The sequence below is a fragment of the Plantibacter sp. AC185 genome, from assembly GCF_979258065.1.
This window is the reverse complement of record NZ_OZ409831.1, coordinates 895,006-919,585: the sequence shown is the minus strand read 5'-3', so window position 1 is coordinate 919,585 and position 24,580 is coordinate 895,006. Positions and strand designations below refer to the sequence as shown.

The window sequence follows — 24,580 nt, the reverse complement described above, 5'->3', positions numbered from 1 at the left end:
CGGACCGCACCGGCGGAGCCCCCGCACGACGAATGCAGAGGAAGACATGTCGCAGGTACTGACCCAGGATCGGATCACCATCGTCACCGGGACGGTGACGCAGGAGGAGGCCATCCGCCGCGCTGCCGACGCCCTCGAAGCAGCCGGAGCCGTGACCGACGAGTACTTCGAGGCCATGCTCGCCCGCGAGCAGTCCGTGTCGACCTACATGGGCAACCTCCTCGCCATCCCGCACGGGACGAACGACGCGAAGGAGGCGGTCCGGGATTCCGCCCTGTCGTTCACCCGCTACGAGACCCCCATCGACTGGGACGGCGACGAGGTCCGGTTCGTCGTCGGCATCGCCGGCAAGGACGGCGGGCACATGGAGATCCTCTCCAAGATCGCCATCATCTTCTCCGAGGACGACGAGGTCGCCAAGCTGCTCGCAGCCGAGACGCCTGAGGAGCTCTACGCGCTCCTGAGCGAGGTCAACGAGTGATGCGAGCCGTCCACTTCGGCGCCGGCAACATCGGGCGCGGCTTCGTCGGCCTGCTCCTCCACGAGGGCGGCTACGAGGTCGTCTTCGCGGACGTCAACGCCGAGCTCATCGATGCGATCGCCGCGGCCGACAGCTACACGGTGCACGAGGTGGGCGACGGCGCGAAGGACACGGTCGTCACCGGGTTCCGCGCGATCAACAGTGCCACCGACGAGGAGGCCCTGGTCCAGGAGATCGCCACCGCCGACGTGGTGACCACCGCCGTCGGGCCGACCATCCTGCGCTTCGTCGCTCCGGTCATCGCTCGGGGGATCGCCGCCCGTCCTGCCGACGCCGCTCCGCTCGCCGTCATGGCCTGCGAGAACGCGATCAACGCCACCGACCTCCTCGCCACCGAGGTGCGCCAGGCGGTCGGCGATGAGGCCTGGGCGTCGCTGTCGACCCGGGCCGTGTTCGCGAACACGGCCGTGGACCGCATCGTCCCGGGCCAGCCCGCCGGGCAGGGCATCGACGTGACCGTCGAGACCTTCTACGAGTGGGCGATCGAGACCCCGGCGTTCAACGGCTCGCTGCCGTCGATCCCCGGTGCCCACTTCGTCGAGGAGCTCGCGCCGTACATCGAGCGGAAGCTCTTCACCGTGAACACCGGCCACGCCTCCGTCGCCTACTTCGGTGCGCGCGCCGGTATCGGGACGATCGCCGAAGCGCTCGCCGAGCCGTCCATCGCCGTAGCCGTCGGTGCGGTGCTGGAGGAGACCTCCGCGCTGCTCGTCGCCAAGCACGGGCTCGACGTCGACGCGCAACGCGAGTACCGCGAGACGATCCTCCGTCGCTTCGCGAACGTGCACCTGCCCGACACCGTGGAGCGCGTCGGTCGGCAGCCGCTGCGCAAGCTGAGCCGGACCGAGCGGTTCATCGGACCCGCCGCAGAGCTGGCGGAGCGCGGCATGGCCCACGACGCCCTCGTCTCGGCCGTCGGTGCCGCGCTCGAGTTCGACGTCGCCGACGACGAGCAGAGTGTCCACCTGCAGGCGAAGCTCCACGAGCTCGCGCCGGGCACCTTCGTCGAGGAGGTCACCGGCCTCGCTCCCGAGCACCCGCTGGCTCCCGCGGTGCTCGCGCAGGTCGTCGCCCGACAGGCATCGCTCGCGTAACACCCTTCGACAGGCTCAGGGACCGGATCCGTCCGGTCCCTGAGCCTGCCTCCGGCCGCCCGTCTTCGGCCCCTGAGCGCGCCTCACCCCGGTCCCGGCGCGCCCCGTTCCGGTCCCTGAGCCCGTCGAAGGGCCTCAGAACATCTTGCCCGGGTTGAGGAGGTTCTCGGGGTCGAAGAGCCGCTTGATCCCGTGCTGGAGCGCGAGCTGATCCTCGCCGAGCTCGTCGCCGAGCCACCGCTTCTTGAGCAGGCCGATGCCGTGCTCGCCGGTGAGGGTACCGCCGAGCCGCAGCGCGGTGGTGAAGAGGTCGTCGGCGGCCTGCCAGATGAGGTCGGGTACCTCGACACCCTCGAAGACGAAGTTCGGGTGGAGGTTGCCGTCGCCCGCGTGCGCGACCGTCGGGATGGAGATGCCGTACCGGCGCTCGATCTCGCCGATCGCCGTGAACATCGCCGCCAACTGGCTGCGGGGGACCGACACGTCCTCGATGAGCGGGGTGCCGAACTGCTCGAGCGAGGGGTGCAGGGCACGGCGGACGGCCAACAGGTGCTCACCCGTCGCGTGGTCGGTGGACATCTCGGCACGCCCGCCGCCGGCGTGGAGTACATCGAGGATCGCGGCGGCCTCCGCCTCGGCGTTCGGGCCGTCGGTCTGGATCACGACGTGCGCCTCGCCGCTGGTCGGGGTCGGCAGCTGCAGGTAGCGGTGCACGGCGACGAGCGCGACGGGGTCGAGTAGTTCCATGATCGACGGCTGGACACCGGACGCGGTGACGGCGGCGGTGGCCTCTGCTGCCGAGACCACGCTCGGGAAGTACCCGGCGATGGTCGCGACGGTGCCCGGCGTCACGCGCCGGATGCGGACGGTCGCCTCGACGATGACGCCGAGGACGCCCTCGGAGCCGACCATGAGACTCGTGAGGTCGAGGCCGGTGACCCCCTTCACGCTCCGGTGCCCGACGCTGATGAGTCGTCCGTCGGCCAGGACCACTTTGAGGGCGAGGACGGCGTCGCGCGTCACGCCGTACTTGGCGCACAGCAGGCCGCCGGCACCGGTCGCGATGTTCCCACCCACGGTCGAGATCGCGCGGCTCGCCGGGTCGGGCGCGAACCAGAGTCCACGGGCGAGCAGGAGGTCGTTGAAGGCGCCGTTGATGATGCCCGGTTCGACCACCGCGAGGAGGTCGGGTTCGTTGATCTCCAGGACGCGCTGCATCTCGAGCGTCGACAGGACGATCTCGCCCGCGCCGCCGAGCGCGCCGCCCGCCAGTCCGGTACCGGCGCCGCGCGTCACGACCGGCGTCCCGGTCGCAGTGGCGATCCGCATGACCGTCTGGACGTCTTCGATGGAGCGCGCGGAGACCACGGCGATCGGTGGGGCGTCGGACACGTGACCCGACTTGTCGGACCGTGCGTCCGCGAGGACGGCGTCCGTCGTCGAGACCGCGTCGCCGAGGGCGTCACGGAGGGCGTCGAGGACGGTCTGCATCGTCATCGCGGCAGGGCTGATCCGTCGGCCCAGACCGCCTGGACGTTCCACTGGTGGTCGAGGAGGACGGCGTCCGCGGCGTATCCCGGGGCCAGCCGACCGAAGCGGTCGGCGAGGCCGAGGACACGGGCCGGGGTGCTCGTGAGGGCACCGACCGCCGCGTCCGCCGCCACACCGCTCGCGACGGCGAGTCGGAGCGCCCGGTCGAGCGTCAGCGTGGAGCCGGCGATCGAGTCGCCTTCCACGAGCCGCGCCAGACCGTCCGTCACCTGGACCTCGAGGGCTCCCAGGAGGTACCGGCCGTCGGAGGAGCCTGCTGCGGCCATCGCGTCGGTGATGAGTGCGACACGGCCCGGTGCCTGCTCGAAGGCGAGCTTGGCGACGTCGGGGTGCACGTGTTCGCCGTCGAGGATGAGCTCGACCGTGACCCGCTCGTCGGCGAAGGAGGCGATGATCGGTCCGGGCGCGCGGTGGTGGATCCCGTTCATCGCGTTGAACACGTGGGTGACGAGCCGGGCGCCGAGATCGAACGCCGTCTTCGTCAGTGCCTCGTCGGCGTCGGTGTGACCCACGGCGACGATGACGCCGGCCTCGACGAGGACCTGGATCGCCTCGAGGGCGTTCGGCAGCTCAGGGGCGATCGTGATCTGCCGCAGCGTGCCTCGGCTCGCGTCGATGAGGCGTTCGACGACCGCCGGGCTCGGGTCGATGAGCGCACCGGGGTCGTGCGCGCCCTTCTTGACCGGTGAGAGGAACGGACCTTCGAGGTGGGCTCCGAGGACCAGCGGATCCTCGGCGACGAGGTCGGCGATCCCCTCGAGGCTCGCGACGAGGGCGTCGACCGGGTTCGACACGAGGCTGATGAGTGTCCTCGTGGTCCCGTGTGCCCGGTGCACCGCGAGTGCGCGTCCGATGGCGTCGCGTCCGTCGTCGAAGGACGACCCGCCGCCACCGTGGACGTGGAGGTCGATGAACCCCGGCGTGAGGTGGCCGCCGTGTGCGTTGTGGACGGATGCGCCGTCGCCGACGGGGATGGAGCGCCAGTCGTCGCCGGTGCCGGTGGAGCGGATGACCCCGTCGACCGCGTGCAGCCAGAAGGCGTCCTGGTGGCCGTCGACGTCGACCTTGGTGGCGGAGTGGATCAGGAGCTCGGTCATGCGAGCTGCTTCCGGCCGCGGACGACACCACTGGCGACGGCGACCACGGCGAAGACGGTCGCGATGATCGGCTGCCCGAGGTGCAACCAGGCGAGCGCCGCCGCCGCGAAGATGAGGAGCTCGACGACCGCCTGGCCGTAGAGGTCGATGCGGATCACGGCGCGCGGTGAGAGGAACAGCGCCCAGAGGATGATCGCCACGACCGGGGCGGCGATCCCGACGACCACGTTCAGCGGGAACGGCCACACCGCGACGCCCCAGAAGCCGAGCGAGAAGAAGGCGAAGAGTTCGAGGAAGAACCGCAGGATCTCGTTGGGGCCGATCTTCACGTCGGCGGGAGTTCGTTCAGACACCACACGATTCTACGGCGCGTGGCCGCGAGCCCGCTCCGGGTCAGCGGAAGATGATCGTGCGCGCACCGTCGAGGAGGACGCGGTCCTCGGCGAACCACTTCACCGCCTGGGTGAGGGTGCGGCTCTCCTCGTCCTGACCGATGGCGACGAGCTCCGCGGGGGAGCGGGAGTGGTCCACGCGGACGACGTTCTGCTCGATGATCGGTCCCTCGTCGAGGTCGCTCGTCACGAAGTGCGCCGTCGCACCGATGAGCTTGACGCCGCGCGCGTGCGCCTGCTTGTACGGGTTCGCGCCCTTGAAACCGGGCAGGAAGGAGTGGTGGATGTTGATGGCGCGACCGGCGAGGCGCTCGCAGAGCTCGGGGGAGAGGATCTGCATGTACCTGGCGAGGACGACGAGCTCGATGTCGTGTTCCTCGACGGCCTCGACGACCCTGGCCTCGAACGCCGCCTTCGATGCGGCGTCCGTCACGGGCAGCGCCTCGAAGGGCACGCCGTAGAAGGAGGCGAGATCGCGGAGCGAACTGTGGTTGCTGAGCACGAGGGGGATCTCGACCGGGAGCTGGCCGGCCCGCTGGCGGAAGAGGAGGTCGTTGACGCAGTGTGCCGCCGTCGAAGCCAGGACGAGCGTCCGGAGCGGACGACCGACGACGTCGAGCCGCCACTGGAGGTCGTATCGCTCGACGACCGGTGCGATGGACGCCTCGAAGCGCTCGCGCGAGACCGCCGCCTCGACCTGGAGCCGCATGAAGAACCGCCCGGTGTCATCGCTCGAGAACTGCTGGCTCTCGGTGATGTTGCCGTCGGCCTCGACGATCGCACCGCTGATCGCGTGCACGATGCCGGGCCGGTCCTCGCAGATGATCGAGAGCACCCAGTGGACGGAGCGCTCGTGCGTGGTCGAGGGCACAGCGGAGGGATCGGTCGAGTTCGTCACCGACTCAGGTTACCGGGACCCGACGGCTCAAGCCGCAGGGACGGACCGCTCGTCGACGAGGTCGGCGTGGGAGGACTGCCGCAGGTACGACCGCACCGTCTCGCGGCTCTGCCGCAGGCAGTCGATGCGGGCGTCGATCGAGGCGATCTGCGCGTGGAGCGACTCGGCCGTCGCGCGGGAGCAGTCGGGCACGGCACGCGAGGTGCGTGCGTCGTCGAGATCGAGGACCACGCGCACGAGACGGGTCGTGAGCCCCGCGTCGAACAGGTTGTCGACCGTGACGACGTGGTCGATCGCGGACGGTTCGTACTCGTCGGGCGCGTGCGACGCACGCACGGCCACCAGGAGTCCCTCCTCCTCGTAGGAGCGGAGCCGGGTGGCCGGGACACCCGTTCGTTCAGCGAGTTCTGCAATGCGCATGAGCGGCCTCTCTGTCACCTTCACGTCAGCTGCAACGTCGGATCGAGCCCTCCGCATTCCCGCCCTCGGGTAGACTCGTCCGCGGTCGCCGGATGTCGGTTGACCCTGGGCGCGCACATCAGCGCGTAGACGAACTCGTCCGCCACGTCAGCCGACGAGTGAACGCCATCGTTGGAGCAATCCGATGACCTCCTCTTCGCCCTCCTCGGCGCGCGCCGCCGAACCCTCCAAGCCGACGTCACCGCCGTTCCCCTGGGTCGGCCTGATCGCGCTCGCGGCGGGCACCTTCCTCTCCGTCACCGGCGAGATGATCCCGACCGGCCTCCTCCCGGAGATGAGCACCTCGCTCGGCGTCACCGAGTCGCAGATCGGGCTCCTCGTCAGCGTGTTCGCGTTCACGGTGGTGCTGTCGAGCACCGCGCTCATCCACCTCACCAGGCGTGTCCCGCGACACGCGCTGCTCGTGGCCGTCATCGTGGTCCTCGGCGTGAGCACCGGTCTCGGCGCGCTCGCCCCGAACTACGAGCTCCTCGTCGCCACCCGCGTGCTCGGCGGGCTCGCCCATGGTGTCTTCTGGGCGGTCGTCGGCGCGTACGCCGGTCACCTGGTCCCGAAGGAACAGCTCGCCCGCGCCGTGTCCGTGACGATCGCCGGCGGCACGCTCGCCTTCGTCCTCGGCGTCCCGCTCAGCACCGCGCTCGGGCACGCGCTCGGCTGGCGCCTCGCGTTCGGCGTGCTCGCCGCGGCCATGCTCCTCGGCGCCGTCGTCGTGTGGTGGAAGCTGCCGCCCGTCGGTCGGGAGGAGTCGCATGCGGCCGCCTCGGGTGCCACGGGTCGTGATCCGAGCATCGTCCCGGTCGCGATCGTCTGCATCGCGGTCGGCGTCATCATGGCGGGCCATTACGCGTTCTACACGTACATCGCGCCGTTCCTCATCGGCGAGGTCGGTGTCCCGGCCGGCCAGCTCAGCATCCTCCTCCTCGTCTACGGCGTCGCGGGCGCGATCGGCCTCATCCTCACCGGCAGCGTCTTCGCGAGGCGCGCGACCACGGGGCTGTTCGTCGCCCTGACCGTGTCTGCGGCCATGGTGAGCGTCCTCGCCCTCTCGGCAGGGTGGCTTCCGGGCGCGCTCGTCGCGTTCTTCCTCTGGGGGACGGCCTTCGGCATGCTGCCGCCGCTCATGCAGACGCGCCTCCTGCACGCGGCGAGCCCGCGCATCCGCGACACCGCCAACGCGTTCTACACGACCGCGTTCAACACGGGTATCGGTGGCGGTTCGGCGCTCGGCGCGTTGCTCCTCGCCGAGATCGGTCTCGGCGTGCTGCCGTGGGTGTACGTGTGCCTGGCCGTGGTCGCGACCGCGCTCCTCGCGGCGGACGTGCTGCGCACCCGCAAGCGCGAGACCGTCTGATCGAGCACGAGCCGATGCGGACGCGCTGAGCGGGACCGCTTACGGTACAGCCGGTTCGTCCGTCGTCGGCGCCGGTGAGGTGTCTGCGCCATCGGTCGGCGCGGTGACGTCGGGCGCGGTCTCCACCGGCGTCTCCGTCGCCGGATCCTGCTCGGTCGGACTCGGCACGTCCGTCTCCGTCGCCGGATCCGCTTCGGCCGGGGTCTGCTTCGCGATCGGGTCGACGACGGCCTGAACCGGGGCCGGAGCGGGAACCGCCTCCGGTACGGTGTCCAGAACCGCTTCCGGGAGCGGGGCCGTCGCCGGATCGACGGCGGCGTCGGTACTCAGGAGTCCGGTCAGCGAGAGGTACTCGACGGAGGTCGCAGGTCCCACGCGCGATGGGTCGGACGGGTCGACGCTCCAGACGCTGAGCTCGTGGAACCCGACGGCGACGGCGGCGCCGGTGAGCGTCGCTCGACCGTCGGCGTCGAGCGCGACGCGTTGCTCGTCACCACCGTCGACCGTGTATCCGACCGCGCCATTGGGAGCACCGACGATCACGAGCGGGCCGGTCGGATCGAGGAACTGCACCGACAGCACCGTCCGGAGCCCGGTGACGGCCGGCCCGCTGATCGACATGGTGGCCGGTTCGGCGGACACGGAGACCTCGTCGCCGAGGGTCTGGCGGACAGTCAGGACGAAGGTGCCCGTGCGGCCGAGGTCGACCGGGCCGGTCGACCAGGTCCCGGTCTCGGGAGGGGCTGTCGCGGACGCCCGCCGAGCGGAGGCCGGCACGACCGTCGACGCGACGACCACGTCGCCGTCGAGGATGTCGACGGTGGCGCCGGCCGCTGCGGTGCCGCTGAAGGCGGGCCACAGGAAGCCGCCACCGGTGTCGGCGGCCATCGTCGGCGCCGGGAGCTCCTCGGGGTCGGTCGGATCCACGGGGTCCACCGGGTCGACGGGATCGACGGGAGGGGCGACGGGCGGCGCCGTCGGCGACGGGACCTGCGGCTCGGCGACCGGAGGCGGCGTTGCGCCCGTGCCGGGCGTCGGCCAGGGAGTGGGCATCGGTCCCGAGGGTGTCGGGGTCGTCGGCGCGGACGGCGACGTCGTCGGACCCGTGGTCGGAGTCGCGCCCGGTGTCGGCACGGCGGCGGGGTCACTGGTCTCGCCGGCGGAGACGGAGGTCGCCGAGTCGGCTGCGGGCGGGAACACCACCGGACCCAGGACGAGCGCGGCGGCGGTCACCGCCGCGACGACGCCGACGCCGATCGCGGCGATGATGCCACCGGAGAGACCTGCCGTCGCAGCACCCGCGACGCCCGCACCCGACGCGACGCCGACACCGGATGCGGCGCCACTGGAACCGGCTGCACCGGAAGCCGCTGCTCCGCCTGAGGCCGCCACCGAGGTGCTCAGGTGCGCCGTCAGTGCGACCCCGCCGGTGACGCCGGCCGGCATCGCGGCGACCGCGGTCGTCGACGCACCGTTCGTCTGCAACCACGCGGTGTAGCCGGCCGCACCGGCGGCGCCTGCGACGAGGGGGAGGAGGACGAGCGCCATGCGCGAGCCGACCTCCTTCGCCTCAGCGGCCACGATGGTGCACCGCTGACAGGCGTCCAGGTGCGACTCGACCTTGGCCGTGTCCCGCGCGGAGAGGTTCCCGCGCGCGTACGATCCGAGCCTGCTGATCGTGAAGGCGTGCTCCGAATCGTCGTCGACGGCCTGCAGGTGCGCCTGGATCCACGCTTCGCGCAGCCCCTCGCGTGCTCGGTAAGCGAGCGCGGCCACCGAGTTGGCCTTCATCCCGAGGAGCGGCGCGACCTCCGCAGGCGTCATCGCCTCGATCTCCGTGTACCAGAGCACCTCCTGCCACCGGGTCGGCAGGCTCCGGAACGCTCGGGCACTCAGGCTGCGATCGAGGGCCTCGATCGAGGAGGCCTCGTTCGTGTCCGGGTCCTCGAATGAGTCCAGGGTGTCGAGCGAGGTCTCCCGACGCGAGCGGCCCCATGCGGCCGCCGTGTTCCGGATGGTGGTGAACAGGTACGGGCGGAAGGCGCCGGTGGGTCCCTTCCCGCGGCGGACCGCCTGATAGATGCGTGCGAAGGACTCCGAGACGAGGTCGTCGGGATCGAGGCTCGAGGTGACGGACCGGGCGACGGTCCGTCCGGCGTTCGAGTGCCGTCGCCACAGCTCCGCGTAGGCGTCCTGCGAGCCCGTTCGGGTGCGCTCGATGAGCTCGGCATCCGATCGCTCGGTGAGCGATGAAGCCGGGGATGTGTCCAGGCTCATGATGCCTCCGTCTGCGAGCTGCGCACTACCGGGCACCGTGCCCGCTCAAGAGAGTCGGGTGAAGCGGGATCATGACGCCGATTCCTCATCTTGGCACGAGGTGTCTCGCGGACAGCCGCTGGCGCCGAGGAAGATCCGTTTCGGATGTTCTGGGAAACCGCGTCATGACCTGCTCGGAGGCACTCTCTCAGGATGAAGAGCAGGATTCCCGGCGACGGGGACCCTGCTGGGTCGTCCTCGGACGGCCACGATGCGCGCCACGGCCGGTGTGCATCGGGCAACGGACCCGAAACGTTGCAGATCTCGACGGGAGGGGGCGCCTTCGTGCGTACCCGTCGACAGGCCGGGAGTGGTGCTCGGGGGCGAGCATCACTCCCGGCCGCTTTCCCGACCGTCGCTCGGATCAGTCGAGCCAGCTGACCTCGGGGGAGCGGTGGAAGGCGATGCCCGCGGCCGACCAGCCCTGGGCAAGCTCGGCCAGTCGGACCCGGAAGTCGCTCCAGTCCGGCGCGCGTCGCTCCGACCATCCGATCTCCGCGATGGACGCGACCCGGGGGAAGACGAGGAACTCGAGTGTCTGCACGTCGGCCACGGTCTCCGTCCAGAGCGGGGCCTCGACGCCGAGGATGTCCGGCTCACCGACGCCTTCGACGATCTCGGTCGGCTCCCAGACGGCGGAGCGTTCGACACTCGTGGGCCCGTCCGCCCAGGTGAGGCCGGCCGTCGCGACGTCGGGGTACTGCATGTCGAGGTAGGCGGCGTCCGCCGGAGACATGATGACCTGCCCGCCCTGATCCACGAACGAGCGCAGCTTGTCGGCGTGACCGTCCTCGGGGGAGACGTAGTTCCAGTACTGGCCGATGGTGCCGGGGGCGAGGTCGCGTGACGCGCCGAACTCGTGCCAGGCGATGGCGGTCTTCCCGGTCGCGGCGACCAACTCGGACACCCGACGGGCGAAGTGGAGGAAGTCCGCCTCAGTGGTGGCGAGCGCTTCATCGCCGCCCAGGTGGAGGTAGGGGCCCGGGGTCATCGCGGCGAGCTGGGTGAACACGTCCTCGAGGAACGTGTAGGTGGACTCGGCATGGATGTCGAGGCTCGAGAAGCCGACCTCCGTGCCGGTGTAGGGCTGGCGGGCGACGCCGTCCGGGTTGAGTTCGGGATACGCCGCGAGGACCGCGTTCGTGTGTCCGGGGACGTCGATCTCGGGGACGATCGTGACGCGGCGGTCGGCGGCGTACTCGATGATCGCCCGGTAGTCGTCGGCGCTGTACGAGCCGCCCGAGCCTCCACCGACGGCGGTCGCCGCACCGATCCCGGTGAGCTCCGGCCACCCGGCGATCTCGAGGCGCCACCCCTGGTCGTCGGTGAGATGCAGATGCAGGTGGTTGAGCTTGAGTGCGGCGATCTGGTCGATGAACCGCTGCACCTGCGCGACCGTGAAGAAGTGCCTTGCGACGTCGAGCATCGCGCCGCGGTATGCGAAGCGTGGAGCGTCGTCGATGACGGTCGCGGAGACGATCCAGTCCTGTGCGCCGGCCGTCGGTGCCCAGTTGGCCGGCGGGAGGAGGTGCCTGAGCGTCTGCGTGCCGTGGTGGACCCCGTCGGCGTCCGTGCCGACGATCTCGACACCGGAGACCGCGGCGGTCAATCGGTAGGCCCCGGTCGTCGTCGACAGACGGGGGTCGACCGACAGCGTGATGTCCGTGCCCGCGGAGTCCACGGTCTGCTCCATGCCGGTGGTCTCGACCGGGAGGGCGAACCCCGTCGAGGTGCGCAGGGCGTCGGCGAGGATCCGAGCCGTGGTCGCCACCGACGGGTCGGTACGGATCACCGACTCCGTCGACAACCGGAACGGGGGAGCGGAGGCGTCCGTGGTCTGCGAGACGGGGCGGGGCAGCAGGCTCATGCGCGGTTCCTTCGGCGTCGGCGACGCGGGATCGTGGGGGCTGGAACGGGTTTGTTCGGAGGGTGAACAAGCGTCGGGCCATCCTGACACACCGGCCCCCACCGCTGCCCGACCTCTCCACAGGACGGTGCGCGTCGGGCGTCCCGTTGCTATGCTGCTAGCAGTCGCAACTGGCGTATAGACGGAGTTCCGCTCCGCCTCAGATGGTTCACCATCGGGGAGCGACCCTGCACCTTGAAGACAAGGGCGGATTCGGCCGCACGCCTGGGCCGAAACGGCACATCACCGACATCCGTTCTGTCACAAAAGGGAGCCAGTCTTGTCCGACACCTTCAACGCGCCACTCTCCGAGGTCGATCCCGAGATCGCAGCGGTCCTCGAGCAGGAGCTCGGTCGCCAGCGCAACACCCTCGAGATGATCGCGAGCGAGAACTTCGTGCCCGTCTCCGTCCTGCAGTCGCAGGGCAGCGTCCTCACCAACAAGTACGCCGAGGGCTACCCGGGTCGTCGCTACTACGGCGGCTGCGAGTTCGTCGACATCGCCGAGTCCCTCGCGATCGAGCGGGCCAAGAGCCTCTTCGGTGCCGAGTACGCGAACGTCCAGCCGCACTCGGGCGCCACGGCCAACGCCGCGGTCCTCTCGGCGATCGCCACCCCCGGCGACACCATCCTCGGTCTCGAGCTCGCCCACGGTGGTCACCTCACCCACGGCATGAAGCTCAACTTCTCCGGCAAGCTCTACAACGCCGTCTCCTACGGCGTCGACCCCGAGACCTTCCTCGTCGACATGGACGTCGTCCGCGACAAGGCACTCGAGCACAAGCCGCAGGTCATCATCGCCGGTTGGTCCGCCTACCCGCGCCAGCTCGACTTCGCCGCGTTCCGCGCGATCGCCGACGAGGTCGGCGCGAAGCTCTGGGTCGACATGGCGCACTTCGCCGGCCTCGTCGCCGCAGGGGTCCACCCGTCGCCCGTGCCGTTCGCCGACGTCGTGTCCTCCACCGTGCACAAGACCATCGGCGGCCCGCGCTCCGGCTTCATCGTGAGCCGCGACATGGAGCTCGCCAAGAAGCTCAACTCGAACGTGTTCCCCGGCCAGCAGGGCGGACCGCTCATGCACGTCATCGCCGCCAAGGCGACGGCGTTCAAGCTCGCCGCCACGGCGGAGTTCAAGGACCGCCAGGAGCGCACGCTCCGCGGTGCCAAGCTCCTCGCCGAGGCGCTCACCTCCGAGGCGTCGAAGGCAGCCGGCATCGACGTCCTCACCGGCGGCACCGACGTGCACCTCGTGCTCGCCGACCTCCGCACCTCCGAGCTCGACGGCCAGCAGGCCGAAGACCTCCTCCACGAGGTCGGCATCACGGTCAACCGCAACTCGGTGCCGTTCGACCCGCGCCCGCCGATGGTCACCTCCGGGCTGCGGATCGGTACCCCGGCACTCGCGACGCGTGGCTTCGGCGACACCGAGTTCGCCGAGGTCGCCGACATCATCGCTCTCGCGCTGCGCAACGGTGCCGAGGCCGGAGCCCTCCGGGAGCGTGTCACGGCGCTCGCCGAGCGCTTCCCGCTCTACCCCGGCCTCCAGCAGTAGGGCGCGGGAGCATGACCGCACAGATCCTCGACGGTAAGGCCACGGCCGCCGCCATCAAGTCCGAACTCGCGATCGAGGTGGCCGCGCTCAAGGAGCGCGGCATCTCGGTCGGGCTGGGCACCGTCCTCGTCGGGTCCGACCCGGGTTCGCAGTGGTACGTCGCCGGGAAGCACCGCGACTGCGCCGAGGTCGGCATGGAGTCGATCCGACGCGACCTGCCCGAGACGGTCTCGCAGGAGGAGCTCGAGGCCGTCCTCGACGAGCTCAACGCCGACGAGAGCTGCACCGGCTACATCGTGCAGCTGCCGCTGCCGAAGCACATCGACACCGACGCCATTCTCGAGCGCATCGACCCGGAGAAGGACGCCGACGGCCTCCACCCGACCAACCTCGGTCGTCTCGTGCTCAACGTGAACCGCCCGATCCACACGCCGCTGCCGTGCACGCCGAAGGGCGTCATCGAGCTGGTGGAACGCCATGGGATCAGCTGGGCGGGCAAGCACGTCGTCGTCGTGGGCCGCGGGGTCACCGTCGGTCGCGCGATCGGCCCGCTGCTCACCCGTCGCGAATACAACGCGACGGTGACGCTGACGCACACCGGAACGGTCGGACTCGACGACATCCTCCGCACCGCCGACGTGATCGTCGCCGCGGCAGGCGTCCCCGGGATCGTCACGCGCGATGCCGTGAAGCCGGGCGTGATCGTCCTCGACGTCGGTGTGAGCCGCGAGACCGACCCCGAGACCGGCAAGTCCCGGGTCGTGGGCGACGTCGCCCCCGACGTGGCCGAGGTCGCCTCGTGGATCAGTCCGAACCCCGGTGGTGTCGGCCCCATGACCCGCGTTGGTCTCCTCGCCAACGTCGTCCGCATGGCCACCCCCTAACCCAGCCCGCGAACTGTCACTCGACGCTAGTCCGAGCGGCCGGGACTAGCCGGAAGTGACAGTTCGCGAGCCAGGGCGGTGAGGATGGGCGACGGGTCCGTCAGGTGCGAGCGATTCACCCGGATGACCCGCCAGCCCGCTGCCATGACTCGGTCGAGGCGATCGATGTCGTGGAAGATCTGCCGTTCATCCGTGAAGTGGGTGCCGCCGTCGTATTCGACGAGGACCCGCTGTTCGGGATACACCAGGTCGCCCAAGGCCAGAAACCGTCCGTGGGCGTCTGAGATGACCTCGTTGACGAGCGGTTCCGGAAGGCCCGCGCGGACGATCAGCAAGCGCAAGGCGGTCTCCATCGGCGAATCCGTCCGAGGCCGCATCATCGAGAACGCGAGCCGCAGCCGTTTCGCGCCGCGACGGCCGTTCATCCGTGCCAGCCCACGGACGATCTGTTGCTCCGAGGCCAGCGGTCGCTTGCGGCGGAGCAGGACGTCGCCGGCGACCACCAGGTCGTCCACGGGGAGCCGGGTTCCGAGCTGACACCAGGCGTCGACGGCGGTCAGTACCGGCAGTCCTTCGACGGCGACGACCTCCCAGTGGTCCCCGTCGAGTTGATGCCCGCGCACGCCCGCTCCTCGAGGCGCGCGTGCCGGCGCGATGGAGGCGACATCGAGTGGTGCCTGGTGTTCCCAGGTGGGCACGGGGAGGCCGTGCAAGGCCGCCGCGCTCACGTGGCTGAAGAACTGCCCGTCGTGCAGGAGCGGGGCGTAGGCGTGACAGCGTCCGGGGATGTCCGTGGGCTGGTCGAGCGGTGCCCGGACGCCTCGGTGCGGCGTGGCGAGGTCGCCCGCTCGTAGCCGCGATCGAGGCACGCCGAGGTCGTCGGCGTCGGCCATGGAGAACGGCTGCTTGCTGAGTTCGAGGGGGAGGGGACGTCGGCGGACCATCCCACCACGGTGCCGACTGCGGCGCTTCGGCGTCGGAAGTTCTCCACACCCTGCCCGCGAACTGTCACTCGACGCTAGTCCGAGCGGCCGGGACTAGCCGGAAGTGACAGTTCGTGGGCAGGGGAGGGGAGGTCAGGATTCTCGGGTGGCGCCGGCGGCGGGGCGGACGGGGAAGATGGTCGGGGCGGTGAAGGACGCCTCGGCGAAGGCCGCCGTGACCGCCTCGGCCACGGACGATGCCAGGGCGACGGGGACCAGGGCGATCGCCGCACCCCCGAAGCCACCACCGGTCATGCGCGAACCGATCGCACCGGCCGCCATCGACGTCTCGACGGCCAGGTCGAGTTCCGGCACCGAGATCTCGAAATCGTCACGCATCGACGCGTGCGAGGCCACGAGCAGCTCGCCGATCGACGTCGGGCCGTGCTCGCGCAGGGTCCGGACGGTGTCGAGGACACGCTGGTTCTCGGTCACGACGTGACGAACACGACGGAAGGTCTCGTCGTCGAGCAGCTCACGAGCGCGCTCGAGGTCGCCGACCGTGACGTCGCGGAGCGAGTCGGCGCCGAGCGCTGCGGCCCCCGCCTCGCAGGACGCCCGACGTGCCGCGTACCCGCCGGAGACGTGGGCGTGCTCGACGCGCGTGTCGATGACGAGCAGCTCGAGGTCGTGCTCCTCGAAGCCGAGCGGGATGACGTCGGTCTCGAGCGAGCGGCAGTCGAGGAAGACGCCGCAGTCACGTTGGCCGAGGAGCGACGCCGACTGGTCCATGATGCCGGTCGGCGCACCGACCGCTCGGTTCTCGGCGAGCTGGCAGATCTTCGCGAGCGTCCGGCGGTCGTGGTCGAGGTGCCAGATCTCGGTGAGTGCGACGGCGACTGAGGCCTCGATGGCCGCGGAGGAGGAGAGGCCTGCCCCGACCGGGACGTCGGAGTGGATGTAGATGTCGACCCCGGGCACCTCCTGCAAGGGTGCCCCGAACTGGCCGAGCGCCCACGCGACCCCGAGCGGGTAGGCGGACCAGCCGTGCAAGGCGTCGGGATCGAGCGCGCGCACCGAGACCTCGACGATCTCCGGTGAGAAGCTGCTCGACACCCGGATGCGGTCGTCGTCGCGACGCCGGACGGCGGCGACGGTGCGGCGGTCGATCGCCATCGGGAACACGAAGCCGTCGTTGTAGTCGGTGTGCTCGCCGATGATGTTCACGCGGCCGGGCGCGGTCCAGAGGCCGTGCGGCTCGCTGCCGAAGGCGTTCTCGAATCCGCTCGTGGCGGTGCGCTGCAGGTCGGTCATACGGGGTTCTCCTCGTCGGCTGCGGCGATCGCGGCGCGCAGGGCGGTGGCGGTTGTCTCCGGTGGGACGTCGCCGATCCAGGCTCCCATCGCGGCCTCGGAGCCGGCCAGGTACTTCAAGCGGTCGGCTCCACGACGCGGGGAGGTGAGCTGCAGGTGGAGTCGGAGCTCGTCGCGGTGGACGCGGGTCGGTGCCTGGTGCCAGGCGGCGATGTACGGTGTCGGGGTGTCGTACAGGGCGTCGACGCCGCGCAGCAGCCGCAGGTAGAGACCGGCGAGCTCGTCGCGTTCCTCGAGCGAGGTCGCGGCGAAGTCGGGCACGTGCCGGTGGGGGAGCAGGTGTACCTCGATGGGCCAGCGCGCCGCAAACGGGACGAACGCCGTCCAGTGCTCGCCCGCGAGGACGACGCGCTCGTCAGCCTGCTCGGCGGCGAGGATGTCGGCGAAGAGTCCGGGACCGTAGGCCTCGCTCGCGGCGATGAGTCGCTGCGTGCGCGGGGTCACGTAGGGGTAGGAGTAGATCTGTCCGTGCGGGTGGTGGAGGGTGACACCGATCTGCTCCCCGCGGTTCTCGAAGGGGAACACCTGCTGGATCGAGTCGATCTGCGACAGCGCGTGCGTCCGGCGGGCCCACGCCTCGATGACCGTGCGCGCACGGGTGCGGGACAGCGAACCGAAGGAGCCGGTGCTCGACGGGCTGAAACTCACGACCTCGCAGCGGCCGACCGAGGTGCGCGTCCGGCCGATCCCGATCGTCTCGAGGTCGGCGAGATCGACCGGTGCGTTCTCGTCTTCGAGCAGCGGTCCGAAGGACGGCGACTTGTTCTCGAAGACCGCGACGTCGTACTGGTCGGGGATCTCGGAGGGGTTCGAGGGGCTCGCGGGCGCGAGCGGGTCGAGGTTCGCGGGTGGCAGCATCACGCGGTTCTGGCGGGCGGCGGCGATCGAGATCCACTCACCCGTCAGCGGGTCCTGGCGCATGGACGCGGTCGGTGGTCGTGGCGCGAGTTCGCGTGCGTCGGGCAGGCGCTCCGCGGGCAGCGTCGTGTCGACGTCGTCGAAGTAGATGAGTTCGCGACCGTCGGCGAGGCGCTGGGTCGAGCTCGCGATCGCCGGGTCGATGACGAAGGTGTCGTCGAGTGGGGGCATGGGGATCCTCAGAACGGGTTGTCGAAAGGAAACGTACAACGTTTCGCCTTGAAAAGTATAGGCAAGTCAGCGAAGATTCAAGCATGTCCGACGACGAGCCGATGCAGTTGCCCGCCCCACTGCGACGCGACCGCATCCGCGAGCTCCTCGATGAGCGCGGCTTCGTGCGCGTCGCCGACATCTCCGACGACTTCGGCGTCTCCCGGGTGACCGCCCGGACGGACCTCGACACCCTCGTCGACCAGGGCGAGGCCGTCCGCGTGCACGGAGGTGCGATGCCCGTGCAGGGACGCGGCGCCGTGGAGTCGCCGATCGAACTCGCGACCGCGACCTCGGCCCACGCGAAGCAGCGGATCGGTGAGGCGGCGGCCGCGATGGTGCGCTCCGGTCAGAGCGTGATCGTCGACGTCGGCAGCACCGGCCTCGCCCTCGCCCGCGCGCTCAAGGCTCGCCGCGACCTCGCCGACGTCGTGGTCATCACGAACGGCCTGACCATCGCGCTCGAGCTCGAGTCGGAGATCCCGAGGTTCTCGGTGATCGTCACTGGTGGATCGCTTCGGCCGCTCCAGCATTCGCTCGTCGATCCGCTCGCCGGTTCGCTACTCGGCCAGGTCCACGCCGATCTCGCCTTCATCGGGTGCAACGGTGTCGACGCAGGCCATGGCGTGACCAACGTCAACCTGCCCGAGGCCGAGGTGAAAGCCAGGATGGTTCGCGCGGCCGAGCGGGTGGTCGTGGTCGCCGATGCCTCGAAGCTCGGTGTGCGGCAGCTCGGCCGGATCGCCGGCCTGGAGGCCTTCGACGCCCTCCTGACCGACGACGGGGCCGCGCCCGAGACCATCGCGCTCCTCCGGGAAGCGGGACTCGCGGTGACGCTCGTCCCGCTCGGCGACTGACCTCGCGCGCGGACCGCCCGATGCGGCAGCATGGTCGCATGAGTGATCGAGCGCATCCGGCCGTGTCCGTCGTCGAGCAGACGCTGCGTGATCGCGGGGCTCAGGGCGAGATCACCTGGCTCGACGACGCTGCACGAACGGCGGCGCTGGCAGCGGAGGCCTTGGGGATCGAGGTCGGGGCGATCGCGAACTCCCTCGTGTTCACGCTCGACGGCGAGCCGACGCTGATCCTCACGAGCGGCGCCCACCGTGTCGACACCGCCTGGGTCGGCGAGCGGCTCGGTGGACGGCTGAAGCGTGCTGACGCCGAGGTCGTCAAGGCGGCGACTGGACAGGCGATCGGTGGCGTCGCGCCCGTCGGTCACCCGGAACCGATCCGCACCTATGTGGACGAGGCGCTCGCTGCCTACCCGGAGGTCTGGGCCGCAGCCGGCCATGCGCACACGGTGTTCCCGACGACCTTCGAGGAGCTCGTGCGAGTGACCGGCGGGCAGGTCATCGCGGTGGAGCCGCCGACGGATCCTGCGGGGTCGTCGGCAGCTGCGTCGGCGTAGCCACCGGAGCGGCCATGGCGGCCGGCGGCGTCCCCTGCTGCGTCGTCACCCGGCTCGGCGGCAGCGGAGCCGTCGCGGTCACGCCGTTCCTGCGCCCCCACCAGGTGCTCACGACGGCTGCGGCGACGCAGAGCGCCATCGGGATGAGCATGAACGGTCCGCCGGCGCCCTCGCCTCGCTCGAAGACCTGGTCGGTCTGCGACATGAGGGCCGTGGGGACGAGGAGCAGGATGTTGTTCGTCGCATGGATGAGCACCGGCGCCTCGAGGCCACCGGTCCCGCGGGCGGCGAAGGACATCGAGGCGCCGAACACGAAGTAGTAGGCGATGAGCCAGGGGTCGCCGGCGAAGTGCACCGAGGCGAAGACCGCGCCGGAGACGACCGTGCCGACGAGGAACGCGGTCATCGGTCGACTGAACCAGGATCCGACGGAGCGCTGGATGAGGCCGCGCGCCCCGTACTCCTCGCCGGCCGACTGCAGCGGCGTCGTGAGGATCACGACGGCGAGCATCGCGATCATGGTGCCGTCGACCACGATGGGCTCGAGCGGGGAGAGCAGGACGGACGCGCCGACGTACACGATCCACACCGGGCCGATGATGAGCGCGAGGCGCCCGAACCAGCGCCAACGGAAGCGCCCCTCCACCGAGGACAGCCACCGTGGACGGACGCCGAAGATCGCCCACTGGATGAGCATCGACACCGGGATGAGCGCGGCGAGCGACAGGTTGTTCGCGAGCATCGTCACCGGCGTCAGGGTCATGAGGCCGTTCGCGACGTCGTCGAGCGTGTACGCCCCGGTGGCCACGTCCACGATGAGCGCGATGCCGCCGAGCACGATCGAGAGGATCAGGAACCCCACGACGAGCAGGAGGAGCGCGAGTGCGCCACGCCACCAGGCCGGTGCGGCGCGGAGGGCGTGGTCGTACGTCGCGAGCTGCGGCTGGGGCACGGCCGGATCGACGGGCGTCGAGGCCGGCATCGACGCCGGTGTCGTCGAGGCCGGCGTCGTCGAGGGTGATGGCGAAGGCGTCTGCGGGTGCTGTCCGGGATTCGTCATGCTGCCAGGGTAGGCAGCCGTCGCGGCAGGACGCGTCCCCCGAGCGATGGACGACGAGCGACGGACAGCCGGCGATGGGCCTGGTCCCGAACGCGCGACGGTGGGAGACTCGCCGGTATGGCCGGACACCGCATCTTCACGACGAGCTTCGCCAGCGTGTACCCGCTCTACGTCGCGAAGGCGGAGCGGAAGGGCCACGCGAAGGACGAGGTGGACCAGGTCATCACCTGGCTCACGGGCTACGACGACGCCGCGATCGAACGGGTGCTCGCCGACGGTACCGACTTCGAGACCTTCTTCGCCGAAGCGCCGGCGATGCACCCCAACGCGTCGCTCATCACGGGGCTCATCTGCGGCATCCGCGTCGAGGAGATCGAGGATCCCCTGATGCAGCGCATCCGTCAGCTCGACAAGCTCGTGGACGAGGTCGCGAAGGGGAAGAAGATGACGTCGATCCTCCGCACCTCCGCCTGACGGCCGAACGCGAGCCCCTCCGATGACGCAGACGGCCGCCGCGCGAGTGCGCGACGGCCGTGTGCTCGGGACCCGCTTGGATCAGTGCGCGAGCACCGGTTCCGCGGACGCCTCCGGGGCGTGGTGCAGGGCGAGACCCTGGTTGCGTCGGCGGAACAGCAGTGCCGCCGTCAAGGCGCCGACCGCGAAGAACCCGGCGCCCCAGAAATAGGCGGTCTGGTAGCTCTGGATCGCAGCCTGCGCCAGCACCTCGGGAGTGGGCGGCGCGTTGTCGGTCACGTAGGCCGTGGCGGCGCTCGCCGCGAGGGTGTTGAGCAGCGCCACACCGATCGACCCTCCGACTTGCTGGCTCGTGTTGACCGTCGCCGACGCGACCCCGGCGAACGCCCGGTCGACACCGAGCGTCGCGGTCTGCATCGAGGCGGGCATGATCGATCCCATCGCGAAGCCGAGCACCATGAGCGCGGGCATGACGTTGCCGACATAGGAGCTGTCGAGGTCGAGTCGGGTGAGGAGGAGCATGCCGATCGCACCGAGCGTCATGCCGAACGGCACCATGACCTTCGGCCCGAAGCGGGGGACGAGGAGGTTGGTCCCCAGCTGCGCGGCGAGCACGAGCATCCCGATCATCGGGAGGAAGGCGAAGCCCGTCTGCTGTGGTGAGTACCCGAGCGAGGCCTGCAGGTAGTAGGTGACGAAGAGGAAGATGCCGAACATCCCGGCTCCGGCGATCATGACCGAGATGAACGCGGCACCGCGGTTGCGGTCGAGGATGATCGACAACGGGAGGAGCGGGTGCGCGGCCCGGCGCTGCCAGAGGACGAACACGACGAGGAGCACGGCTGCGGCGGCGAGGAAGGCCCAGCTGAGCGGCGAGTCCCACCCGTCGGTCTCGGCATTGGCGAAGCCGTAGACGAGGCTGAACAACGCACCCGAGACGAGGACGGTGCCCGGAACGTCGAGCTTGGGGCGGGGGCCGGTCGTCTTCGGGGTGGTGATGAAGAGGACCGCCCCGACGATGGCGATCACGGCGATCACGACGTTGATGTACAGGTTCCAGCGCCAGTCGAACTGCTCGGTGAGGAATCCGCCGAGGAGGAGACCGACCGCGCCACCTGCGCCGGCGATCGCACCGAAGACGCCGAACGCGCGGGCGCGCTCCTTCGGGATCGTGAAGGTGGTCGTGAGCATCGCGAGCGCGGTCGGTGCGAGGAGGGCGGCGAAGACGCCCTGGAGTGCCCGCGCGGCGACGAGGGTGCCGAACGAGTCCGCTGCGCCTCCGAGGGCCGAGGCGATCGCGAACCCGACGAGCCCGATGATGAAGGCCCGCTTCCGGCCCATGAGGTCGGACAGGCGTCCGCCGAGCAGCAGCAGGCTGCCGAAGGCGAGGGAGTAGGCGGTGACGATCCACTGGCGATCGCCGTCGGAGAACCCGAGGTCGGCCTGTGCGGCGGGCATCGCGATGTTCACGACGGTGGCGTCGAGCACGACCATGAGTTGCGCGAGGCCGACGGTGACGAGCGTCCACCAGCGGCGTGAGGAGACTGCCGGGGTTCCGGCGGCGAGATTCGAAGTCATGCTGAGGACTCTATACGGAACTGAGCAGTTTCGGAACCGAATAGTTCCAGAACGTTCGAGTTCCTGAACTATGCTGTTCCCGGAGACGAAAGGGAGGTGAGCCGCGATGACGCAGCTCGAGACCCCACCCGCAGCGCCGAAGCTCGGCCGGAAGCGCGACCACACGCGGGACGCTGAGATCCTCGACGCCGCGCTCGACGTCCTCGCCGACACGGGCTACGCCGGGATGACGGTCGACATGGTCGCCGCGCGGGCGAAGGCCGGCAAGGCGACGCTCTACCGCCGATGGGCGTCGAAGTCCGAACTCGTGATCGACGCGGTCGCCTGCATGAAGCAGATCGATCCCGACTTCTCGAAGCTGCCCGACACCGGCTCACTCCGCGGCGACCTCGTCGCGATGATCAAGGCGCCGTCCATCGCCGAGGGCGAGCGCAAGATGCGCGTGTTCGCCGGCGTGATGTCGATGATCTCGGATGCCCCGGAGCTCACCGAGTCCATCCATGCGGCGATCGTGGAGCCGCGCATGGCCGTCAACCGCTTCCTGTTGCAGCGCGCGATCGACCGCGGAGAGATCCGCGCGGACGCCGATGTGGAGACCCTTGCGCTGATCAGCCAAGCGATGGTGAGCTATCGCGTGCTCATGCTGCGGGAGCCGGTGACGCGTGACTTCCTCGTGTCGGTGATCGACGGCGTCATCATCCCGGCCGTCCGGAAGTAGCTCGATGACCGACGGATCCGCCCGATCTCGAACCGGGCTGCTCGATCACGCGGCGCCGGTCCACCTCGGGACGCCCGACGCCGCACTGCGCTTCTCCGGCTTCCGTGAGCCGGGCGGGCGCCACCTCATCGTCGATGGCGCGGAGGCGTTCGAGTTGAGCTTCCCGTGCGGAACCTGCGCGCTGCTGTTCCGTCGTCTGGACGAGGGTGCTCGGGCGCTCGCCGCAGACGCACTGCACGATCATCTGGACGAGGGCGTGCCCGCGATCGACGATCCGTCGTTACGCGACCTCGTGTCGACGATCCTGCCTGAGGGGACCTATCTGCCGCTCCTGCTGTCCATCGAGCCCGTCCTGGTTGCTCCGGGTGACGATCACGACTACTTCTCGCGGGAACAGGTCGCGCACCGCGGCATAGACCCCACGCTTGGTGCGCCGGAGGACCCGGCGACCGGCTACTACCGCGGCCCGACCCGGACGACCGGCGAGCACGAGACCCTCTTCGAGTTCCTGGTGCCGATGGTGCCGCCCGGTTGGAACGACCGCGAGCGCGTGGCCTCGTACGAGGAGCGGCTTCGGGCCGGGGGAGCGGCGACCGTGCTCGCGGTCTCCGTGCTGGACCGGACGCAGCCGTTCGACAGCGCTGACGCCCACACGGGTCTCGTGCACTTCTTGCTCGACGGCCACCACAAACTGGAGGCAGCCGCGCGTCTCGGCGTCCCCGTCACGGTCCTGTCGTTCGTCTCGGTCGACGCGAGCCTTGCGGACGAAGCGACGGTGGCCGGCCTCCCGGAGCTGCTCGCGCGCTGATCACGGCGCGTGTGTGACCGGGTGGATCACGCAGTGCTGGATCCCCCGATCCCTGCGTGACCCACCGGTCGAGGCGGTGAGCGTCGCAAACCCCCGTCGCGAATACACAGTCCACTGAGGCGTGGACTGCGGCGGCATCACCTCCACCAGTGTGTCACGAATAAGTCGTTCGTACCAGTTATCAAAAAGAGGTCGGCTGTGCGAGCTCCGAGCCTCTAGGCTGAGGCCCCGACCGGCCACGGTCGACGGATACGGCGCCGATGGATCGGAGCCGGAACACAGGCTGCCCGAGGAGGCCAGGATGCCGGGGACGCGACGAACGCCCACGCAGGAACGCGGACAGGTGACGCAGGACGCGATCGTCGAGGGTGCCGCGACCGTCTTCGACCGCATCGGCTACGGGAACGCGAGTCTGTCGATGATCGCGGAAGCGTCTGGGATCTCGCAGGGGTCCATGTACTTCCACTTCAAGTCGAAGGAGCAGATCGCCCTCGCGGTCATCCACGAGCAGCACGACCGGTCGATGCCCCTGATGGAACGGGTGTCGGAACAGTATGACGGGGTCCTCGAGCGGCTCATCCGGGTTTCGCGCGCCATCGTCGATCAACTCGAGAACGACCCGGTGGTCCGTGCCGGGATCAGACTCACGCTCGATGAGGGTTCGCTGAGCCAACCGGCCGGCGCGTTCTACGAGGACTGGATCTCGGGGACGGCCGCTCAGCTCGACGTGGCGCTGCAGGCCGGGGACCTGGAGAGTTCGATGTCGGCACCGGAGCTGGCCCGCACGCTGATCGGATTCTTCACCGGTGTCCAGCTCACCGCCCAGGCGACGGTCGGGCGCTCGGACATCGCGGCGTCGGTGGACCGCATGTGGCGGCTCGCGATCGACGCCATCGTCCCCGCGGCGCAGTGGGCCGAGGCGACGCGGGTCCGGGAGGACGCATTCGGCGCTGCGGGCGATGTGCGCCCGACACGACCTGCCACGTCGATGTAGCGACCCACGCCGGGGGATGGGCGGGCGACGACCGTCTATCCCGATGTGACG

At 70.1% G+C, this 24,580-nt stretch carries 23 protein-coding genes and 1 riboswitch; of the genes, 11 read left to right on the top strand and 12 right to left on the bottom strand.

Going from position 1 to position 24,580, the window contains the following annotated elements; all coding sequences use genetic code 11:
- Positions 1 to 46: 46 nt before the first annotated feature.
- Together ACZZZB_RS04415 and ACZZZB_RS04410 are read left to right on the top strand one after the other, a co-directional pair.
- Complete coding sequence (locus ACZZZB_RS04415; protein WP_064296632.1) at positions 47 to 481, top strand: PTS sugar transporter subunit IIA; 435 nt, start codon at positions 47 to 49, stop codon at positions 479 to 481.
- The gene (locus ACZZZB_RS04410; protein WP_274499548.1) at positions 481 to 1,635 is read left to right on the top strand and encodes a mannitol-1-phosphate 5-dehydrogenase; all 1,155 of its coding nucleotides are present in this window, start codon (positions 481 to 483) and stop codon (positions 1,633 to 1,635) included. The genes ACZZZB_RS04415 and ACZZZB_RS04410 overlap by 1 nt, the downstream gene beginning before the upstream one ends.
- A gap of 135 nt (positions 1,636 to 1,770) precedes the next feature.
- Here the strand turns inward: ACZZZB_RS04410 and ACZZZB_RS04405 are convergent, their stop codons facing one another.
- From ACZZZB_RS04405 to ACZZZB_RS04385, 5 genes are read right to left on the bottom strand one after another with little or no spacing between them, the layout of a single operon-like run.
- Positions 1,771 to 3,126 carry an FAD-binding oxidoreductase gene (locus ACZZZB_RS04405; protein WP_463530543.1) on the bottom strand — a complete coding sequence of 452 codons (1,356 nt, stop codon included), beginning with the start codon at positions 3,124 to 3,126 and terminating at the stop codon, positions 1,771 to 1,773.
- A 2-nt stretch (positions 3,127 to 3,128) separates the two neighbouring features.
- Positions 3,129 to 4,283, bottom strand: a complete 1,155-nt coding sequence (nagA, locus tag ACZZZB_RS04400) for an N-acetylglucosamine-6-phosphate deacetylase (protein ID WP_463529078.1) — start codon at positions 4,281 to 4,283, stop codon at positions 3,129 to 3,131.
- Positions 4,280 to 4,636, bottom strand: a complete 357-nt coding sequence (locus ACZZZB_RS04395) for a YrdB family protein (protein ID WP_234993927.1) — start codon at positions 4,634 to 4,636, stop codon at positions 4,280 to 4,282. Before ACZZZB_RS04395 ends, nagA begins: the two co-directional genes overlap by 4 nt.
- A 40-nt stretch (positions 4,637 to 4,676) precedes the next feature.
- Entirely contained in the window at positions 4,677 to 5,573 is an 897-nt protein-coding gene (purU, locus tag ACZZZB_RS04390) for a formyltetrahydrofolate deformylase (RefSeq protein WP_463529077.1), read from the bottom strand.
- Between the two features lie 27 nt (positions 5,574 to 5,600).
- Entirely contained in the window at positions 5,601 to 5,993 is a 393-nt protein-coding gene (locus ACZZZB_RS04385; protein ID WP_161578547.1) for a MerR family transcriptional regulator, read from the bottom strand.
- Between the two features lie 184 nt (positions 5,994 to 6,177).
- On the opposite strand from ACZZZB_RS04385, the gene ACZZZB_RS04380 reads away from it, so the two are divergent.
- Positions 6,178 to 7,404: an MFS transporter gene (locus tag ACZZZB_RS04380; protein WP_463529076.1), complete on the top strand. Its 1,227-nt coding sequence runs from the start codon at positions 6,178 to 6,180 to the stop codon at positions 7,402 to 7,404.
- A 39-nt stretch (positions 7,405 to 7,443) separates the two neighbouring features.
- Here the strand turns inward: ACZZZB_RS04380 and ACZZZB_RS04375 are convergent, their stop codons facing one another.
- Both ACZZZB_RS04375 and ACZZZB_RS04370 read right to left on the bottom strand, forming a co-directional pair.
- Positions 7,444 to 9,681, bottom strand: a complete 2,238-nt coding sequence (locus ACZZZB_RS04375) for a sigma-70 family RNA polymerase sigma factor (protein WP_463529075.1) — start codon at positions 9,679 to 9,681, stop codon at positions 7,444 to 7,446.
- A 403-nt stretch (positions 9,682 to 10,084) separates the two neighbouring features.
- Positions 10,085 to 11,587, bottom strand: coding sequence for a family 20 glycosylhydrolase (locus tag ACZZZB_RS04370; protein WP_137242119.1), 1,503 nt, complete (start codon positions 11,585 to 11,587; stop codon positions 10,085 to 10,087).
- A 158-nt stretch (positions 11,588 to 11,745) separates the two neighbouring features.
- Positions 11,746 to 11,864, top strand: a riboswitch (ZMP/ZTP riboswitch).
- 42 nt (positions 11,865 to 11,906) lie between these two features.
- On the opposite strand from ACZZZB_RS04370, the gene glyA reads away from it, so the two are divergent.
- Positions 11,907 to 13,178, top strand: coding sequence for a serine hydroxymethyltransferase (glyA, locus tag ACZZZB_RS04365; RefSeq protein ID WP_192004707.1), 1,272 nt, complete (start codon positions 11,907 to 11,909; stop codon positions 13,176 to 13,178).
- Positions 13,179 to 13,189: 11 nt separating this feature from the next.
- Positions 13,190 to 14,062, top strand: coding sequence for a bifunctional methylenetetrahydrofolate dehydrogenase/methenyltetrahydrofolate cyclohydrolase (locus ACZZZB_RS04360; RefSeq protein WP_071259424.1), 873 nt, complete (start codon positions 13,190 to 13,192; stop codon positions 14,060 to 14,062).
- Between the two features lie 26 nt (positions 14,063 to 14,088).
- Here ACZZZB_RS04360 and ACZZZB_RS04355 read toward each other — a convergent pair whose 3' ends face one another.
- The 3 genes from ACZZZB_RS04355 to galT all read right to left on the bottom strand — a co-directional run bounded on the left by ACZZZB_RS04355 (position 14,089) and on the right by galT (position 17,447).
- Positions 14,089 to 15,006 (bottom strand): hypothetical protein, encoded by a 918-nt coding sequence (locus tag ACZZZB_RS04355; RefSeq protein WP_137242117.1) that lies wholly within the window; start codon positions 15,004 to 15,006, stop codon positions 14,089 to 14,091.
- Between the two features lie 132 nt (positions 15,007 to 15,138).
- Positions 15,139 to 16,299 (bottom strand): galactokinase, encoded by a 1,161-nt coding sequence (galK, locus tag ACZZZB_RS04350; RefSeq protein WP_411558034.1) that lies wholly within the window; start codon positions 16,297 to 16,299, stop codon positions 15,139 to 15,141.
- A complete protein-coding gene (galT, locus tag ACZZZB_RS04345) occupies positions 16,296 to 17,447 on the bottom strand; it encodes a galactose-1-phosphate uridylyltransferase (RefSeq protein ID WP_463529074.1) in 1,152 nt (383 codons plus the stop codon). The genes galK and galT overlap by 4 nt, the downstream gene beginning before the upstream one ends.
- Before the next feature lie 83 nt (positions 17,448 to 17,530).
- Here galT and ACZZZB_RS04340 point away from each other — a divergent pair, with 83 nt between their 5' ends.
- Positions 17,531 to 18,343 (top strand): DeoR/GlpR family DNA-binding transcription regulator, encoded by an 813-nt coding sequence (locus ACZZZB_RS04340; protein WP_064296618.1) that lies wholly within the window; start codon positions 17,531 to 17,533, stop codon positions 18,341 to 18,343.
- 38 nt (positions 18,344 to 18,381) lie between these two features.
- The gene (locus ACZZZB_RS04335; protein WP_463529073.1) at positions 18,382 to 18,897 is read left to right on the top strand and encodes a YbaK/EbsC family protein; all 516 of its coding nucleotides are present in this window, start codon (positions 18,382 to 18,384) and stop codon (positions 18,895 to 18,897) included.
- Here the strand turns inward: ACZZZB_RS04335 and ACZZZB_RS04330 are convergent.
- The gene (locus tag ACZZZB_RS04330; protein WP_463529072.1) at positions 18,839 to 19,957 is read right to left on the bottom strand and encodes a lysostaphin resistance A-like protein; all 1,119 of its coding nucleotides are present in this window, start codon (positions 19,955 to 19,957) and stop codon (positions 18,839 to 18,841) included. The two genes, ACZZZB_RS04335 and ACZZZB_RS04330, sit on opposite strands and share 59 nt — an antisense overlap.
- Before the next feature lie 117 nt (positions 19,958 to 20,074).
- On the opposite strand from ACZZZB_RS04330, the gene ACZZZB_RS04325 reads away from it, so the two are divergent.
- The gene (locus ACZZZB_RS04325; protein ID WP_463529071.1) at positions 20,075 to 20,431 is read left to right on the top strand and encodes a DUF2200 domain-containing protein; all 357 of its coding nucleotides are present in this window, start codon (positions 20,075 to 20,077) and stop codon (positions 20,429 to 20,431) included.
- Between the two features lie 81 nt (positions 20,432 to 20,512).
- On the opposite strand, the gene ACZZZB_RS04320 is transcribed toward ACZZZB_RS04325, so the two are convergent.
- On the bottom strand, positions 20,513 to 22,009 hold the full coding sequence (locus ACZZZB_RS04320) for an MFS transporter (protein WP_463529070.1): 1,497 nt from the start codon (positions 22,007 to 22,009) through the stop codon (positions 20,513 to 20,515).
- A gap of 106 nt (positions 22,010 to 22,115) precedes the next feature.
- Here ACZZZB_RS04320 and ACZZZB_RS04315 point away from each other — a divergent pair, with 106 nt between their 5' ends.
- The 3 genes from ACZZZB_RS04315 (at position 22,116) to ACZZZB_RS04305 (ending at position 24,529) form a co-directional block, all read left to right on the top strand.
- Entirely contained in the window at positions 22,116 to 22,727 is a 612-nt protein-coding gene (locus ACZZZB_RS04315; RefSeq protein ID WP_079705324.1) for a TetR/AcrR family transcriptional regulator, read from the top strand.
- Positions 22,728 to 22,731: 4 nt separating this feature from the next.
- Complete coding sequence (locus ACZZZB_RS04310; RefSeq protein WP_463529069.1) at positions 22,732 to 23,535, top strand: ParB N-terminal domain-containing protein; 804 nt, start codon at positions 22,732 to 22,734, stop codon at positions 23,533 to 23,535.
- 301 nt (positions 23,536 to 23,836) lie between these two features.
- Positions 23,837 to 24,529, top strand: coding sequence for a ScbR family autoregulator-binding transcription factor (locus tag ACZZZB_RS04305; protein WP_229940450.1), 693 nt, complete (start codon positions 23,837 to 23,839; stop codon positions 24,527 to 24,529).
- Positions 24,530 to 24,580 lie beyond the last annotated feature (51 nt).

What these genes read in the sequence shown, in the direction of transcription:
- ACZZZB_RS04415 (WP_064296632.1), top strand. Translation starts at nt 47, where the DNA reads ATGTCGCAGGTACTGACCCAGGATCGGATCACCATCGTCACCGGGACG.
- ACZZZB_RS04410 (WP_274499548.1), top strand. Translation starts at nt 481, where the DNA reads ATGCGAGCCGTCCACTTCGGCGCCGGCAACATCGGGCGCGGCTTCGTC.
- ACZZZB_RS04405 (WP_463530543.1), bottom strand. Translation starts at nt 3,126, where the DNA reads ATGCAGACCGTCCTCGACGCCCTCCGTGACGCCCTCGGCGACGCGGTC.
- nagA (WP_463529078.1), bottom strand. Translation starts at nt 4,283, where the DNA reads ATGACCGAGCTCCTGATCCACTCCGCCACCAAGGTCGACGTCGACGGC.
- ACZZZB_RS04385 (WP_161578547.1), bottom strand. Translation starts at nt 5,993, where the DNA reads ATGCGCATTGCAGAACTCGCTGAACGAACGGGTGTCCCGGCCACCCGG.
- ACZZZB_RS04380 (WP_463529076.1), top strand. Translation starts at nt 6,178, where the DNA reads ATGACCTCCTCTTCGCCCTCCTCGGCGCGCGCCGCCGAACCCTCCAAG.
- ACZZZB_RS04375 (WP_463529075.1), bottom strand. Translation starts at nt 9,681, where the DNA reads ATGAGCCTGGACACATCCCCGGCTTCATCGCTCACCGAGCGATCGGAT.
- ACZZZB_RS04370 (WP_137242119.1), bottom strand. Translation starts at nt 11,587, where the DNA reads ATGAGCCTGCTGCCCCGCCCCGTCTCGCAGACCACGGACGCCTCCGCT.
- ACZZZB_RS04360 (WP_071259424.1), top strand. Translation starts at nt 13,190, where the DNA reads ATGACCGCACAGATCCTCGACGGTAAGGCCACGGCCGCCGCCATCAAG.
- ACZZZB_RS04355 (WP_137242117.1), bottom strand. Translation starts at nt 15,006, where the DNA reads ATGGTCCGCCGACGTCCCCTCCCCCTCGAACTCAGCAAGCAGCCGTTC.
- galK (WP_411558034.1), bottom strand. Translation starts at nt 16,299, where the DNA reads ATGACCGACCTGCAGCGCACCGCCACGAGCGGATTCGAGAACGCCTTC.
- galT (WP_463529074.1), bottom strand. Translation starts at nt 17,447, where the DNA reads ATGCCCCCACTCGACGACACCTTCGTCATCGACCCGGCGATCGCGAGC.
- ACZZZB_RS04340 (WP_064296618.1), top strand. Translation starts at nt 17,531, where the DNA reads ATGTCCGACGACGAGCCGATGCAGTTGCCCGCCCCACTGCGACGCGAC.
- ACZZZB_RS04335 (WP_463529073.1), top strand. Translation starts at nt 18,382, where the DNA reads ATGAGTGATCGAGCGCATCCGGCCGTGTCCGTCGTCGAGCAGACGCTG.
- ACZZZB_RS04330 (WP_463529072.1), bottom strand. Translation starts at nt 19,957, where the DNA reads ATGACGAATCCCGGACAGCACCCGCAGACGCCTTCGCCATCACCCTCG.
- ACZZZB_RS04325 (WP_463529071.1), top strand. Translation starts at nt 20,075, where the DNA reads ATGGCCGGACACCGCATCTTCACGACGAGCTTCGCCAGCGTGTACCCG.
- ACZZZB_RS04320 (WP_463529070.1), bottom strand. Translation starts at nt 22,009, where the DNA reads ATGACTTCGAATCTCGCCGCCGGAACCCCGGCAGTCTCCTCACGCCGC.
- ACZZZB_RS04315 (WP_079705324.1), top strand. Translation starts at nt 22,116, where the DNA reads ATGACGCAGCTCGAGACCCCACCCGCAGCGCCGAAGCTCGGCCGGAAG.
- ACZZZB_RS04310 (WP_463529069.1), top strand. Translation starts at nt 22,732, where the DNA reads ATGACCGACGGATCCGCCCGATCTCGAACCGGGCTGCTCGATCACGCG.
- ACZZZB_RS04305 (WP_229940450.1), top strand. Translation starts at nt 23,837, where the DNA reads ATGCCGGGGACGCGACGAACGCCCACGCAGGAACGCGGACAGGTGACG.